This window comes from Deinococcus ficus (assembly GCF_003444775.1).
Lineage (GTDB): Bacteria > Deinococcota > Deinococci > Deinococcales > Deinococcaceae > Deinococcus > Deinococcus ficus.
On sequence record NZ_CP021081.1, the window covers coordinates 553,661 to 566,989 of the forward strand.

Here is a 13,329-nt window from a genome sequence, read left to right on the forward strand (position 1 = left end):
AGACTCTGCATGCTGAACTGCACCTTTCCCGCCCTGGACACCCCGGGCTTTCCTTCCTACCTGTGCGCGCATCTGCTCTCCGGGCTGGGCAACAGCATGAACGTGATCGCCCTGAGCCTCCTGCTGTTTCAGCTGACCGGGAGTGTCGCGGCGCTGGCGGGCCTGTGGGCGGCGCGCGTGGCCGCCCGACTGCTGCTGCAACCCGTGCTGGGCGTGGCCGTGGACCGCTGCGACAAGAAGCGCCTGCTGGTCGTCACGCACCTGGGGAACGCCGGGGTCGCCGCCGCGTTCCTGTTCGTGAACGGGGAGACGCTGTGGCTGGCCCTGGCCCTGACCTTCGCGTTGCAGTGCCTGGACGGCCTGGCCGGCCCGGCCCTGGGCGCGGCCGTTCCTGGCCTGCTCCCGCGGGAGCAGCTGGCGTCCGGGAATGCGCTGCTGAGCCTGACCGGGAAGGTGGCCGGGTCCCTGGGGCCGGCCCTGGCGGGCGTGCTGTTCACCATGTGGGGTGCGGCGCCGCTGTTCGCGTTCAATGCCGTCAGCTTTGTGCTGCTGGCGGCCGTGATTGCCCGCCTGACCTTCCTCGCTCCGGCCCGGCCGGCACAGGCGGTGACTTTCTGGCAGGACTTCCGCACCGGGTGGCGCGTCGCCCTGGGGCACCCGCTCGTCCTGATGGTGTTGGGCGTGTCTCTGGTCAGCAACGCCGCCTGGCGGGCGCTGGAGATCACGCTGGTGCCCTGGGCGCAGGCCCTGAACGCCGGGGGGGTGTCGGCGTACGGTCTGCTGTTCACGGCCCTGACGCTGGGCGGGGTGGCCGGCGCGGCCCTGGTGCCCCACCTGCACCTGGAGGACCGGCCCTTCCGGAAACTGCTGTGGAGTTTCGGGTTGTCCGGCGTCCCCCTCGCCGTGGTCGGTCTGGGGCACAGTGTGCCCCTGGCGCTGGCGGCCATGTTCGTCTGCGGGGCGTTGCTGGACGTCGTGGGCATCACCACGACCACCACCCTGCAACGCAGCGTGCCGGGCGAGGTCCTGGGCCGGGTGTTCGCCGCGGTGAACGTCTCCGCCGCCCTGGGTGCCCTGCCCGTCCTGGCCGGTCTGGCGGGGCTGACTGGATGGGTGGGGGAGGCCGGGGTGATCGTGGGCGCCGGGCTGCTGTGCACCGCGGCGGCCCTGGGGCTGGGCGGGCGCTGGGCCCACCGGCGGGACCTCCCGAAGGCTCCGCTCATTGCAGGCTGAGGCGTAGCGCAGGGCGGGCACGGGGCGGCATGCTGGGCGCATGGCGCGTTCCCTTCCCGCTTCCCGCCCGTCCGCCCTTCAGACTGTGGCCCGCTGGCTGCTGGGGGCGGCCATGCTGACCGCCGGAACCGGGCACCTGACCACGCAGCGGCAGGAGTTCCAGGCGCAGGTGCCCACCTGGCTGCCGCTGGACAAGGACCTCGTGGTGCTGGCGTCCGGGGTGGTGGAGTTGGGGTTCGGGGCGGCGCTGCTGGCCCTGCCCCGGCAGCGGGTGACGGTGGGGTGGCTGCTCGCGGCGTTCTTCGTGCTGATCTTTCCGGGGAACGTGTCGCAGTACGTGTCGCGGCAGGATGCGTTCGGGCTGAACTCGGACCGGGCGCGGCTGATCCGGCTGTTCTTCCAGCCGGTGCTGGTGGCGTGGGCGCTGTGGTCCACCGGGGCCTGGTCGGCCTGGCGCGCCCGCCGCAGGTAAGAGACCCGCCCGGCAGCGTAACTGTGCCGGGCGGGTTCTGGTTCTGTTCAGCCCCGGGGTGCGGGGCGGGGCTTCAGGGGTACAGGCCGCGCAGGGCGCGCGCTTCGAGCACGCGGGTGCAGGAGACGATGTACACCGCGGTGCGCAGGGTCACGCCGTGCTGCTCCTTGACGTCCCACAGGCTGCGGAAGGCGTCCTGCATGATGCGGTCGAGGCGGTTGTTGATCTCCTCTTCGGTCCAGAAGAAGGAGCTGAAGTCCTGCACCCACTCGAAGTACGACACGGTCACGCCGCCGGCGTTGGCGAGCACGTCCGGGACGACCGTGATGCCCTTCTCGGCGAGCAGGTCGTCGGCGGCGGGGATGGTGGGGCCGTTGGCGCCTTCCACGATGAGTTTGGCCTTGATCTGCCCGGCGTTGGCCAGGGTGATCTGTTTTTCCAGCGCGGCGGGGACCATCACGTCGCAGTCCACGCTCCAGAACTCGTCGCGGGTGATCTCCTCGGTGCCTTCCAGGCCGGTGATCTTGCCGGTGGCCTTGAGGTGCGCCAGGGCCTTGGCGGGGTCGATTCCTTTCTCGCTGACGATGGTGCCGGTGACGTCCTGAATGGCGACGATCTTCGCGCCGGCGCCGTGGAAGATGCGGGCGGCGGCCTCACCGACGTTCCCGAAGCCCTGCACGGCGATACGGGCGCCTTCCATGGGCATGCCGAGTTTCTTCATGGCCTCGGCGCCGGTGACGAACACGCCGCGGCCGGTGGCGTCGCTGCGGCCCAGGCTGCCCCCCAGGCTGATGGGTTTGCCGGTCACGACGCCGGTCGCGGTGCGGCCCACGTTCATGCTGTAGGTGTCCATCATCCAGGCCATGGTCTGCGGGCCGGTGTTCACGTCGGGCGCGGGGATGTCCTTTTCCGGCCCGATGATCAGGCCGATCTCGCTGGTGTAGCGCCGGGTGATGCGCTCGAGTTCGGACTGGCTGTAGTTGCGCGGGTCGATGCGGATGCCGCCCTTGCCGCCGCCGTAGGGGAGGTTCACGGCGGCGTTCTTGATGGTCATCCAGGCGCTCAGGGCCATCACTTCACTCAGGGTGACGTCCTGGTGGAAGCGCACGCCGCCCTTGGCGGGGCCGCGGGAGGTGTTGTGCTGCACGCGGTAGCCCTCGAAGTGCGCGACGGTGCCGTCGTCGAGGTGCACGGGGATGTCCACGACCAGGATGCGCTTGGGGCGCTTGAGGGTCTCGACCCACTTGGTCAGGTGACCGAGGTAGGGGGTGACGCGCTCGACCTGTTCGAGGAAGATCTCGTACGGCCCGATGTTGTTCGGGTCGAGGTAGCTGGGAATCTGGTGTTTGATGGGGCTGTCGGGCGTGGTGACCGTCATGTGGCTTGCCTCCAGGCGGGAAGAGTGGCAGGGGCGGGGCGGGCGGAGCGGCTGGGCCGTGTCCCGGGCGGGTGGGGTTACGGGTACACGCCGCGCATCACGACGGCGTTGTTCAGGCGGTCCAGGGCCAGGACGTACGCGGCGGTGCGCAGGTCCGGCACGTTGCGGTCCTTCTGGGTGGCGAGCACGTCGTCCAGGGCGGCGTTCACGCGCACGTCGATGGCGGCGACGATCTCGTCTTCGGTCCAGAAGAAGTTGCTGGCGCCCTGCACCCATTCGAGGTAGTTCACGATCACGCCGCCGATGCTGGCGATCAGGTCGGGGATGACCTGCACGCCGCGGCCGGCGAGGTAGCGTTCGGCTTCGGGCAGGACGGCGCGGTTGGTGGCTTCCACGAGGAAGCGCGCGCGGACGCTGTGGGCGTTGCTGGCGTTGATGGTGCCGTAGTCGTGGGAGAGCACGAGCAGGCCCACGTCCAGTTCCAGCGCCTCGGCGGGCGTGATGTCGGTGCCGCCCGCGAAGCCGTGCAGGGTGCCCTGGGTGGCGTGGTGCTCGGCCAGCGCGGCGACGTCCAGGCCGCCGCTGGCGTAGGTGGCGCTGTCGGATTCGGACACGGCGACCACCAGCGCGCCGAGTTCGGCGAGGGTCTGGGCGGCGCGGCGGCCGGTGCTGCCGTGGCCGTACACGGCGACCGTCATGTTCTTCAGCGGCAGGCCCTGGGCGTCCAGGATGCGCTGCGCGATCACCACGGCGCTGCGGCCGCGGGCGTCCTTGCTGCGGTAGGTGCCGCCCAGCATCAGCGGCTTGCCGACGACCACGCCGGCCGAGGCCTCGCCGACGTCCTCGGCGAAGGCGTCGTAGATCCAGGCCATGATCTGCTCGTTCGTGCCGATGTCGGGCGCGAGGATGTCCTCCTGCTTGCCGATCAGTTCGACGAGTTCGCTGGTGTAGCGGCGGGTCAGGCCCTGGAGTTCATGCGCGCTGAGGGTTTCGGGGTCCACGTCCACGCCGCCGGTCGCGCCGCCGAGGGGCACGTCGGCCACGGCGGCTTTCAGGGTGGTGATGGCGGAGAGCACCTCGCACTCGTGGGCGTTCACCCCGGCGCGGTAGCGCACGCCGCCCATGCTGGGGCCGCGGGCGGTGCTGTGCACGGTGCGGTACCCACGGAACATGCGGACCGTGCCGTCGTCCATCCGCACGGGCAGGTTCACGCTGAGGGTGCGTTTGGGGTACTTGAAGTAGGCCAGCGACTGCTCCGTCACGGCGCAATGCGGCAGCGCCTGCTGGAGTTGTTCCATGAGGCCCTGCCAGTTGAGTCCTGATCCCCGCATTCGCTTTGATCTCCTTTCCGGTGGTGGCCTGACCGCAGTCCGGCACTCCGGGCTCAGGCGCCGGGCTGAGGGGTTGTGGGCTCAGCGCGGTTCGCCTGTCACGGGCCTCCGGCGTCCGGATGGCCTGTCTAGCTCTTGTCAACCGTCCCCGTTGTATCCGGGATTTGGGGGCGCGTCAACCCCTCTTCAATTGCGCTCCTGAGCCTGAACTCGGCACAGATATTGCGTTCAGGGTGCCTTCCGGGACATCTGTCTGGGGCGCGCTGCGGGATTGCGCCGCCCCCCGGGTTCGGGCGGCAAATCGTGCAGATTTCTCCCTGCAACATTTCAATTGTAATGCGTCAGATGAGAGCTTAGCGCGCCTCACCACCCCTCAGTGGGACCGGGCCCGCTCCCGCTCCGCCAGGGCCGCCAGGGCGTCCCGGGCCTCCGAACGCGGCAGGGCCTCCAGCGCCTGCGCCGCCAGCCCCGCCCGCCGCCGGATCTCCTCCCGCGTGCGCTCCAGCACCCCGCTCTCCCGCGCCAGCGCCCGCACCCGCTCCACGTCGCCCTCCTGCGCGGCCCGGCGCTCCAGCACGTCGCGCACCTCGTCCCCGTGCGGACCTTCCAGCAGGTACAGCAGCGGCAGCGTCGCCTTGCCCTCACGCAGGTCCCCGCCCACGGGCTTGCCGATCACGGCCTCCTCGCCCAGCAGGTCCAGCAGGTCGTCCTGCATCTGGAAGGCCATGCCGTACTCCAGCCCGAACGCCGCCAGCGCCTCCCGCACCTCCTCCGGGGCGCCCAGCAGCAGCGCCGGGCTCATCGCCGCGAGTTCCGTCAGGGCGGCCGTCTTGCCGTGAATCACGTTCAGGTAGTTCTCCAGCGTGTACTCCTGATACGCCGCCACCTGGAACTGCAGCACCTCGCCCTCGCAGATCACACTGGCCGTCTGCCCGAAGGCGTGCGTCAACGCCGCGCTGCCTGGCATCTGCGCCAGCAGCATCAGCAGGCGCGAGAGCATGAAATCCCCGCTCATCACGCTCACCACGTTCCCGAAGCGCCGGAAGGCCGTCACGTGCCCGCGGCGCGTGTCCGAGTCGTCGATCAGGTCGTCGTGCAGCAGCGAGGCGCTGTGCAGCAGTTCCACGCACACGCCCAGGTCCACCACATTCTTCCAGCCCACCCGCGCCGGGCTGGCGCCCAGCACCTGCGCGGCCAGGAACGCGATCATCGGCCGGGTCCGCTTCCCGCCCGCCGCGACCAGATCCTCACCGATCAGCTCGATGAACTCCACCCGCGAGCGCAGCACCTCGCGCAGCCGGTCCTCGAAGGCCGCGTCGGGCAACGCCACATTCCGGGTCTGAACCATGCGGGCAAGTATAGGGAAACCCCGCCGGGCGGAACGTACCCGCCCGCCCCAGGGGCGACTGGCGGCGTCCCCCACGCAGTGAAGGATTCAGGCGCCCGGGCGGCACGCCAGGCGGGGGACGAGAGTGGGGGCGTCCCTCGCACTGGCCCCTGACCGCATGGTAAAAACACGGTTATGGAAAGTGTCGTCGCTCTCTTCCGCGAACCTGCCCAGGCCCAGGGCGCCCTCGAAGCCCTCAAGGCCCGCGGCTTCGAACGCGACCACCTCGGTTTCGCCATGACCGACGTCGTCGCCCAGAACAGCGTCGCGCAGGCCACCGGCGTCAGCCCCGAACAGGGCCAGCCGGCCGGCAGCGGCGCCATCATCAAAGGTGGCCTGCTCGGCGCCGTCGCCAGCCTCGCCCTCACCGTGCCGGTGTGGGTGCTGCTCATGATCATCCCCGACACCCGCATCTACGCCGACGGCGGCCTGACCAGCATCCTGTTCGGCCTGATCGCCGGGCTGGGCCTGGGCATCCTGTTCGGCGCGCTGAGCGGCAGCGACCACGGCGACTTCGTGAACCTGCTGCGCCGCATGGGCGTGCCCGGCCCCCACGCCGAGAAGCTGTACGGCGGCGTGAAGAACGGCCACACCCTGGTCATCGCCCGCGACCCCAGCGGCCGGCGCGCCGACGAGGCCCTGTCCCTGATGCGCAAGTACGGCGCCCTGCGCCTGGAAGACGTGATCGGCGGCGGCCAGCTGCAGAGCGAGCGCCTGGGCCAGAGCGGCCACTGAACCCAAGCACCACAGGGGAGAGGGCGGTCCGGAATTCCGGACCGCCCTTCTCCTTTGCTTCTTATCTGCTCAGGCGGGCGAACCGGTCGCCTCGGCGGCCTGCCGCGCGGCCCGCTCGGCGTACTCGGCGGCGAACTTCTCCCGCAGGGCCTTCGCGCTGGCCTTGGGCACCATCTCGGAGACGTCCCCGCCGTAACTGGCGATCTCGCGCACCATGCTGCTGCTCACGAAACTCCAGCGGGTGGCGGCCATGATGAAGATCGTCTCCACCTCCCCGATCTGCCGGTTCAGGTGCGCGATCTGCAGCTCGTACTCGTAATCCGACACGGCCCGCAGCCCGCGGATGATGATGCCCTTGCCCTGCTGCGCCATGTAGTCCACCAGCAGGCCCCCGAAGGTGTCCACGCTGACGTTCGGCAGGTGCGCGGTCGCCTCAACCAGAATCGCCAAGCGTTCCTCCAGCGTGAACAGGTGGCGGCCCTGCTTGCGGGCGTTGTGCATGACCGTCACCGTCACGTGATCGAACATCCGTGACGCGCGGGTCAGGACGTCCATGTGGCCGCTGGTGATCGGGTCAAACGAGCCGGAGAACACGACGTTCATTCGCCGCCCACACTACCGCCCGCCTGCCCGCCTTGCCACTCCTCGTCCCGCCAGTACAGGGTCAGGGTGTTGCTCCCGTATGCCCGGACCTCCCGCGTGAATCCCGCGTGCTCCGGCAGGCTCAGACGGTCCGGGTGCTGGCACACCAGCAGCCCCCCGGGCCGCACCACGGCGCTTGCCAGCAGCGCCGCAGTCACGGCCGGCATGTCCGCCTCGTACGGCGGGTCGCTGAACACCACGTCGAAGGTTCCCAGGCGCGGCAGCAGCGCCAGCGAGTCTCCGCGCACCACCCGCGCCGGCAGGCCCAGCGCCCGCGCGTTCGCCTCCAATGCCCGCACCGCCCGGGGGTCCTTTTCCACCAGCGTCACGCGGTACCCGCGGCTGGCGGCCTCCAGGCCCACCGCGCCGCTCCCGCCGTGCAGGTCCACGAACGCCGGGAACGGCCCCGCCGGGGCGCGCGCCGCCAGCAGGTCGAACAGGCTCTTGCGCACCCGCGCGCCGCTCGGCCGGGCGCTGTCCGGCACCTGCAACGAGCGGCCCTTCGCCGTGCCGCCCAGAATCCGTACGCTCATCCTGCTCCCTTCACCGCCCCAGCGTACCAGGGGCCCGCCCCCAGCCCCCCGCGTTCCCCCGCGCTCCGGCGGGCCGCGTACAATGCCACGCATGACTGACCTGCCCGACCTTCCACCGGAGCCCGGCAGCGCGCCGGCCCTGCCCGCCGACCTGGAGCGGCACCTGGAAGCGCTCGGCGGGCAGCTCGTGTGGCGCATCGGCAAGGACGAACTCAGTGACGACGTGATCGTGCGCCTGGGTTACGCCAGCGCCACGCCCCGCTTCGCGCACCTGCCGCGCCTGCGCAGCGCCGGTGACGCCGAACTGCAGGAAGCGCTGAAAGAAAGCCGCGTGATCGTGGAGTGGGTGGACTGACCCCCCGACCGGACCTGCCATGATTCTCGACGCTGAACAGACCTTCACCCTGCCGCACCCCGGCCCGCACGCCGCCGCCCTGGCGTTCGTGCGCTCCCCGGCCCAGGCGCTCGGCCAGGTGCGCTTCCTGCGGGCGCTGAGTGCCGCGCCGGACGGCGTGCGCGGCGAACTCGTGGTGCCCCTGCCGGTCATGGGGGACGCTGACCTCCCCTTCCACAGCCGCCTGCACCTCACCCCGGACGGCGCCGAACTGCACCCCGAGCCCCTGGCCGGGGAGCGGGCCTGGATGGAGGTGCGCGGACAGGCGCAGGTGCCCGGCGACCCGGACGGGTCGGGCGCATACCCCCTCACTTTCCACTTCCGGTTCCGCGCGCACCTGACCCTCCCGGCCACCGAGGGCTGGGGCGGCGCAGCCTTCGAGAAGATGGTGCAGGCCGCCGCCGCCCGCACCCTGGACCGCGTGGCCCGCGAGCTGCCGGCCGGCATCGCCCGGGCCCTCCCGGGTTCCTGAGCGCAAAAAAACCTCCCCGGCCAGGGGAGGTTCTCGTTGGGTGCGTGCTCAGGCGTCGGCTTCGGGGAAGTTCAGCACCCGGGCGTCGCTCCACAGGCCTTCGAGGTCGTAGTACTCGCGGGCGTCCTTGGTCATGATGTGCACCACGATGCTCCCGCCGAACGCGAGCAGCAGCCAGCGTTCACTGGGGCCCTCCACGCTGGGGCGGGGCAGCCCGGCCTCCTGGGCCTTCTCGCGGATGTTCTCCTGCACAGCGTTCAGCTGCAGTCCGGCGGTGGCGGTGCAGATCACGAAGTACTCCAGGGTGCTGCTCACGTCGGTCAGGTCCAGGACCGTGACGTCCTCGGCGCGGCGTTCCCGGGCGGCGTCCACGATGGCCCGCAGCTGCGTGTGGACCTGCGCGTCGTGCTGGGCGTGCCGGTCCGGGGTGGTGATGGTCTTGTCGGTCATGGGGTCTCCGTGGTGGGTTGGGTGGGGGCGGTGAGGTCCGGCGCGCCGGCCGCGGCGAACGCGTCGCGCATGCGGGCCAGGGCCGGAAGGTGGTCACGGGCGTCGGCGGTCAGGTAGATGCCAATTTCACGCGGGCCAACCGGGAAGCGTTCGCCCTGCAGCCGGGGCAGGTTCAGTGCGCCGGCCAGGAACGTCGCCTCGGTCACGGCGTCCTGCGTGAACACCTGACTGGCCTCGCGGCTTTCCGGGATGGTCACGGTGGACACCTGAGCGTACCCCAGGGCCTTCAGGGCACGCTGAAGTGTTAAGCCCAGCTTCGCCCCGCTGGCGTCCTCGATCCGCACCCGGACGTCCGGCAGGGCGGTCGGGGTGGGCGCCTGCGCCCCGGCGTCCCCCCACACCGCCGCGAGCCGCTCACGGTTCACGGCGAGGTTGAAGGTGCCGGGAATGGGGTCGGTGGGCAGGGTCGCGAACGACAGCTTCATCTGCGGCAGGAAGGGCCGCATGGCCGTGAGCAGGTTGGGGTCCAGGTTGGTCTCCACGCCGTTGCCGATGCCGCCCAGGATGGTGGGCAGCGCCGCGAGGCCCTGCGCGGAGCGCAGGCGGGCAGCCAGCTGGGTCAGCGCCTGCTTCTGGTGGTCGATGCGGCCGTAATCGTCCCCGAAGCCCTTGCGGACCCGCAGGAACAGCGCGGCGTCCTTGCCGTTCAGGTGGTGCTCGCCGGGCGCGAGCTTCAGGTTCACGCCGGCCGCCTGATCCACCCACTCGATCCCGCCTTCGGGCACCGTGACGTCCAGGCCGCCCAGCGCGTCGATGACCCGCTCCACGTAATCGGTGCGGACGATCACGTAACTGCGCACCGGTTCGCCCGTGATGGTCTCTGCGGCACGCAGCAGCGCTTCCGGCCCGCCGGAGAAGTACTGGCTGTTCACCTTCTGCTCCGCGCGGCTGCGCTGCGGGTCGAACTCCCCGACGTTCGTGTCCCGCGGGATGCTCAGAACCGTGACCTGCGAGCCGTCCACCTTCACGAGCATCACCGTGTCGGTGTTCGGCGGCTGCGCCAGCCCGGTCCGCTGGTCCTGGTCTTTGCACGGCTGACGGTAGTAGCAGTACACGATGTCCCGCCCGGCCAGCAGCACGGAAAACCGCGGGGCCACGCTGCCCGCCGCCGCCTCCGGCGCGTACCCGCCGGTGCTCAGCAGCGCCAGGCCGCCCAGCGTCAGGCCCGCCAGGCTCAGCCCGAACACCTGCAGGGCCCGCAGGCCCGCCAGGCGCCGCCGGACGCCCAGCGCCGGCCGGTCCCCGCGCGGGTCCCGGAGGGCGTCAGGGCCGGTCAAGGCCGCCTGCCGGAACGGCGCGGGCGCGCGGCAGGGGAGGAGGGCGGGGCCGGGGGCAGCGCTTCGGCGCCGGAGCAGGCCGGTGGGGCAGAGGGGGGTACGGGCAAATCGGTGTCCTTCCTGGAGATGTCGGGGGTGCCGGCCGCGTGGCACGGCAGAGCGTGATAGCACGCCAGCGTGCGCGGATGCACCTGAATGCCGCGCCCCTGCAGGTACGTGACCTTCGAGACGATCGCGCGGTTCAGGGCCTCGTCCAGGTCCACCAGCGCCAGCTCGCGGATGTCGTGGTTCACGCCCCGCCCGGGTTCGGAGACGTCGGCGATGTACACGCACGCCGACACGCCGCCCCCCCCGCGCGGCCCGGTGGTGTGGTCCTCGACGGCCTCCAGTACGACCGGGTCGGTGTAGCCCCAGCGTTCGAGCAACACCCGCGCGGCCCGGCCGTGCAGGGCCAGCGGGTGGTGGGCGTCGATGTCGCACTCGGGCGGCGCGAGGCGCAGCAGTTCACTGTCGGGCAGGTCCCGGGCGATGTCGTGCAGGATGCCGGCCACGTACGCCCGCTCGGCGTCCAGGCCGTTGGTCAGGGCGATCTGGCGGGCGAGTTCCGCCACGCGCTGCACGTGCTCGAAACGGCGCGGGCGGACCATCAGCCGCACGCGCTCCTCCCATTCCAGCCAGGACGGCGCGGACGGGCAGGGCAGAAGGAGTGGCGCGGTCATCGAACCATGTGGCGTGAACCCCACATCATGCCGGCAAGTATACGCCCCGCAGCTGACGCCGGTCTGTTCCTGCGGCCCGCCCGGCCTCAGGGCGCGGCGGGGGAGGTGGGGGGGCGCGGGGCCGCGGTCCCCTCGGCCGGGCGGGCTTCCACGGTCAGGCGCACGGTCACGTTCTCCAGCGCCTGCGCGCCGGCCGGCACCTGCAGCCGCACCGGGGCGGTATAGGTGCCCACGCGGTACTCCACGCTGCCCGTCACCTCGCGCAGCCGCGCGAGCAGTTCCGGGTCGGCGACCAGGCGCACGCCGCTGGGCTGCACGCTGGCGGACGTCACCCGCAGGTTCGCGGGCGGCGGACTGAGCACCACCGTGACCGTCTTGACCGGCACCTCGCCGGAATCCAGGCGGGAGACGGTGGCGGTCGCGGGCATGGTCATCACGCCCTCCACGGGTTCGTTCTGGGCGTCCAGCGCGATCAGCGGCACCTCGGCGGTCGCGCCGGACGCCAGGACCACGGGGGTGTTCACCACCCGGCGGACCGTGGTGACCACCCGCGCCGGGCCGCTCACCTGCACCTGCGTGGGGCTGACCTGGAAGCGCGGCAGGCTGGACTCCGAGGGCGCCGCGACACTCAGCAGCACCGGCAGCGTGCGGGTCAGTTCGGTGTCCACGAAGCCCTGCACGCGCTCGGGTTCCAGGCGCAGCACCCGCGTGCCGGTCGGGGCGATCACGCGCACGTTCCGGGTGAAACTGCCTTCCGGCGCGCCGGTCACGTCCACCAGCGCCTCGATGCTGCGGCCGCTGAGCTGCCGCAGCCGGTCCGGGCGGCCCGAGAGCGTCACCCGCACCGATTCCGGCGTGAGGGCCGACGTGGCCCGCGTGCCGCGCCCGCCGGTGCTGTCCACCACCGTGACCGGCACGTCGTACCGCTGCTCCACGTTCGCCCGGCGGTCCGCGGTGGACAGCGACCACAGCGCCAGGGCCACCGCCAGCGCCAGCAGTTTCGGGCCGATGTTGTGCAGCGTGCGCTCCCGGGCGTAGCGGGGGTCCACCCAGCGCCGCAGCACCTGCCCCCAGCGGTCCAGGAGCGGCCCGCTCCGGCCGGGCGGCGTCACGGGCGCTCCCCGGCGTGCACCGTGGCCTTGGTCGCCCCGGGGGTGCCCTCGGGGGCGTCGGCGGCCGGCCTCTCCACCGCCCGTTCCGGCCCGCGTTCCAGGGTGGGGAAGGGCTCGGGGTCCACGGCGTCCAGGTCGTCGGTGCCGATCTGCGCCTCGTACACCAGACGCCGCAGCTGCTCGCGCAGTTCGGCGCCGTTCAGGTCCGGGCCGAGCTTCCCGCCCAGCGCCACGCGCATGCTGCCTCGTTCCTCGCTGACCACCAGCACCACCGCGTCCGTCAGTTCCGACAGCCCGATGGCCGCGCGGTGCCGGGTGCCGTAGCGGCGGTACGTGCCGTCACTGGACTGCAGCGGGAACAGGCACCCCGCCGCCACCACTCGCGAGCCCTGAATGATCACCCCGCCGTCGTGCAGCGGGGCGTTGCGGGCGAACAGCGCCTCCAGGAACGGCACGCTCACCACGGCGTCCAGGGTGACGCCGGTGGCGGCGTACTCGCCCAGCGGCGTCTTGCGCTCGATGGCGATGAGGGCGCCCGTCTTGCGCTCCGCGAGGCGTTCCATGGCGCGGGCCAGGGTTTGCAGCACGGCGCTGCCGTCGGTGCCCTCGCGTCCGCGGGGCCGGCCGACGCGCTCGAGGGCCGCCCGCAGTTCCGGCTGGAACAGCACGACCAGCGCGAAGAGCCCGACCGTGCCGGCGCGGCCCAGCAGCGTGCTGAGGGTGGTGAGGCCCAGCAGCTGCGCCGCGCCCCACACGGTGGCGAACACCAGGATGCCGCGCACCACGTTGAAGGCCCGGGTGCCGGCGACCAGCAGGTAGCCCTGGTAGATCAGAAAGGTCACCAGGGCGATGTCCAGCACGTCCTGAAAGGTGATCTGTCCGATGGGCGTGAGCATGGCGGCGGGGCAGCACTCCTTGGCGGGTCCGTGGCGCACGGGAAAGGGGAGCGGAGGCGCGGGGCGGGGGCCACGGCCGGAACGAACTGAACTTCGGTTCACTATAGGGCGTCCTGGGCGCGGTCCGGCGCGTGCCGCCACAGTCTGATCCGCACCTGATCCGGGCTGCGCCGGGCCAGGGAGGCCCGGGCATCAATGATCCTTCCCTTAAGGCCGCACGGGCCGTTTCTCCCCTTTA

At 71.6% G+C, this 13,329-nt stretch carries 15 protein-coding genes; 5 read left to right on the forward strand and 10 right to left on the reverse strand.

Features of this window, described 5'->3' with window-relative positions; all coding sequences use genetic code 11:
- Positions 1–9: 9 nt before the first annotated feature.
- Together DFI_RS02755 and DFI_RS02760 are read left to right on the forward strand one after the other, a co-directional pair.
- The gene (locus DFI_RS02755) at positions 10–1,233 is read left to right on the forward strand and encodes an MFS transporter (RefSeq protein WP_027463366.1); all 1,224 of its coding nucleotides are present in this window, start codon (positions 10–12) and stop codon (positions 1,231–1,233) included.
- Between the two features lie 40 nt (positions 1,234–1,273).
- The gene (locus DFI_RS02760; protein WP_027463367.1) at positions 1,274–1,705 is read left to right on the forward strand and encodes a DoxX family protein; all 432 of its coding nucleotides are present in this window, start codon (positions 1,274–1,276) and stop codon (positions 1,703–1,705) included.
- A 73-nt stretch (positions 1,706–1,778) separates the two neighbouring features.
- Here the strand turns inward: DFI_RS02760 and DFI_RS02765 are convergent, their stop codons facing one another.
- The 3 genes from DFI_RS02765 to DFI_RS02775 form a co-directional block, all read right to left on the reverse strand.
- Positions 1,779–3,083 carry a Glu/Leu/Phe/Val family dehydrogenase gene (locus DFI_RS02765; RefSeq protein WP_027463368.1) on the reverse strand — a complete coding sequence of 435 codons (1,305 nt, stop codon included), beginning with the start codon at positions 3,081–3,083 and terminating at the stop codon, positions 1,779–1,781.
- 77 nt (positions 3,084–3,160) lie between these two features.
- Positions 3,161–4,414, reverse strand: coding sequence for a Glu/Leu/Phe/Val family dehydrogenase (locus DFI_RS02770; protein ID WP_022800206.1), 1,254 nt, complete (start codon positions 4,412–4,414; stop codon positions 3,161–3,163).
- A gap of 373 nt (positions 4,415–4,787) precedes the next feature.
- Positions 4,788–5,762 (reverse strand): polyprenyl synthetase family protein, encoded by a 975-nt coding sequence (locus DFI_RS02775; RefSeq protein ID WP_022800205.1) that lies wholly within the window; start codon positions 5,760–5,762, stop codon positions 4,788–4,790.
- A gap of 174 nt (positions 5,763–5,936) precedes the next feature.
- Here DFI_RS02775 and DFI_RS02780 point away from each other — a divergent pair, with 174 nt between their 5' ends.
- Positions 5,937–6,536 (forward strand): hypothetical protein, encoded by a 600-nt coding sequence (locus DFI_RS02780; protein ID WP_022800204.1) that lies wholly within the window; start codon positions 5,937–5,939, stop codon positions 6,534–6,536.
- Between the two features lie 69 nt (positions 6,537–6,605).
- Here the strand turns inward: DFI_RS02780 and coaD are convergent, their stop codons facing one another.
- Both coaD and DFI_RS02790 read right to left on the reverse strand, forming a co-directional pair.
- Positions 6,606–7,139 carry a pantetheine-phosphate adenylyltransferase gene (gene coaD, locus DFI_RS02785; RefSeq protein ID WP_022800203.1) on the reverse strand — a complete coding sequence of 178 codons (534 nt, stop codon included), beginning with the start codon at positions 7,137–7,139 and terminating at the stop codon, positions 6,606–6,608.
- Positions 7,136–7,711 carry an RsmD family RNA methyltransferase gene (locus DFI_RS02790; RefSeq protein ID WP_022800202.1) on the reverse strand — a complete coding sequence of 192 codons (576 nt, stop codon included), beginning with the start codon at positions 7,709–7,711 and terminating at the stop codon, positions 7,136–7,138. Before DFI_RS02790 ends, coaD begins: the two co-directional genes overlap by 4 nt.
- 91 nt (positions 7,712–7,802) lie before the next feature.
- Here DFI_RS02790 and DFI_RS02795 point away from each other — a divergent pair, with 91 nt between their 5' ends.
- Complete coding sequence (locus DFI_RS02795) at positions 7,803–8,066, forward strand: DUF3248 domain-containing protein (RefSeq protein ID WP_043778501.1); 264 nt, start codon at positions 7,803–7,805, stop codon at positions 8,064–8,066.
- A gap of 19 nt (positions 8,067–8,085) precedes the next feature.
- Complete coding sequence (locus DFI_RS02800) at positions 8,086–8,577, forward strand: DUF3809 domain-containing protein (RefSeq protein ID WP_027463370.1); 492 nt, start codon at positions 8,086–8,088, stop codon at positions 8,575–8,577.
- Between the two features lie 48 nt (positions 8,578–8,625).
- Here DFI_RS02800 and rsfS read toward each other — a convergent pair whose 3' ends face one another.
- From rsfS to cdaA, 5 genes are all read right to left on the reverse strand, one after another.
- Positions 8,626–9,027, reverse strand: coding sequence for a ribosome silencing factor (gene rsfS, locus DFI_RS02805; protein WP_022800199.1), 402 nt, complete (start codon positions 9,025–9,027; stop codon positions 8,626–8,628).
- The gene (locus tag DFI_RS02810) at positions 9,024–10,364 is read right to left on the reverse strand and encodes an LCP family protein (RefSeq protein WP_244940300.1); all 1,341 of its coding nucleotides are present in this window, start codon (positions 10,362–10,364) and stop codon (positions 9,024–9,026) included. The genes rsfS and DFI_RS02810 overlap by 4 nt, the downstream gene beginning before the upstream one ends.
- Positions 10,361–11,083 (reverse strand): bis(5'-nucleosyl)-tetraphosphatase (symmetrical) YqeK, encoded by a 723-nt coding sequence (gene yqeK, locus DFI_RS02820; protein WP_022800197.1) that lies wholly within the window; start codon positions 11,081–11,083, stop codon positions 10,361–10,363. Before yqeK ends, DFI_RS02810 begins: the two co-directional genes overlap by 4 nt.
- An 86-nt stretch (positions 11,084–11,169) precedes the next feature.
- A complete protein-coding gene (locus DFI_RS02825) occupies positions 11,170–12,195 on the reverse strand; it encodes a CdaR family protein (RefSeq protein WP_244940301.1) in 1,026 nt (341 codons plus the stop codon).
- A complete protein-coding gene (gene cdaA, locus DFI_RS02830; protein ID WP_027463372.1) occupies positions 12,192–13,091 on the reverse strand; it encodes a diadenylate cyclase CdaA in 900 nt (299 codons plus the stop codon). The genes DFI_RS02825 and cdaA overlap by 4 nt, the downstream gene beginning before the upstream one ends.
- Positions 13,092–13,329: the final 238 nt, after the last annotated feature.

What these genes read in the sequence shown, in the direction of transcription:
- DFI_RS02775 (WP_022800205.1), bottom strand. Translation starts at nt 5,762, where the DNA reads ATGGTTCAGACCCGGAATGTGGCGTTGCCCGACGCGGCCTTCGAGGAC.
- cdaA (WP_027463372.1), bottom strand. Translation starts at nt 13,091, where the DNA reads ATGCTCACGCCCATCGGACAGATCACCTTTCAGGACGTGCTGGACATC.
- DFI_RS02770 (WP_022800206.1), bottom strand. Translation starts at nt 4,414, where the DNA reads ATGCGGGGATCAGGACTCAACTGGCAGGGCCTCATGGAACAACTCCAG.
- DFI_RS02760 (WP_027463367.1), top strand. Translation starts at nt 1,274, where the DNA reads ATGGCGCGTTCCCTTCCCGCTTCCCGCCCGTCCGCCCTTCAGACTGTG.
- coaD (WP_022800203.1), bottom strand. Translation starts at nt 7,139, where the DNA reads ATGAACGTCGTGTTCTCCGGCTCGTTTGACCCGATCACCAGCGGCCAC.
- DFI_RS02790 (WP_022800202.1), bottom strand. Translation starts at nt 7,711, where the DNA reads ATGAGCGTACGGATTCTGGGCGGCACGGCGAAGGGCCGCTCGTTGCAG.
- DFI_RS02765 (WP_027463368.1), bottom strand. Translation starts at nt 3,083, where the DNA reads ATGACGGTCACCACGCCCGACAGCCCCATCAAACACCAGATTCCCAGC.
- DFI_RS02755 (WP_027463366.1), top strand. Translation starts at nt 10, where the DNA reads ATGCTGAACTGCACCTTTCCCGCCCTGGACACCCCGGGCTTTCCTTCC.
- rsfS (WP_022800199.1), bottom strand. Translation starts at nt 9,027, where the DNA reads ATGACCGACAAGACCATCACCACCCCGGACCGGCACGCCCAGCACGAC.
- yqeK (WP_022800197.1), bottom strand. Translation starts at nt 11,083, where the DNA reads ATGACCGCGCCACTCCTTCTGCCCTGCCCGTCCGCGCCGTCCTGGCTG.
- DFI_RS02780 (WP_022800204.1), top strand. Translation starts at nt 5,937, where the DNA reads ATGGAAAGTGTCGTCGCTCTCTTCCGCGAACCTGCCCAGGCCCAGGGC.
- DFI_RS02800 (WP_027463370.1), top strand. Translation starts at nt 8,086, where the DNA reads ATGATTCTCGACGCTGAACAGACCTTCACCCTGCCGCACCCCGGCCCG.
- DFI_RS02795 (WP_043778501.1), top strand. Translation starts at nt 7,803, where the DNA reads ATGACTGACCTGCCCGACCTTCCACCGGAGCCCGGCAGCGCGCCGGCC.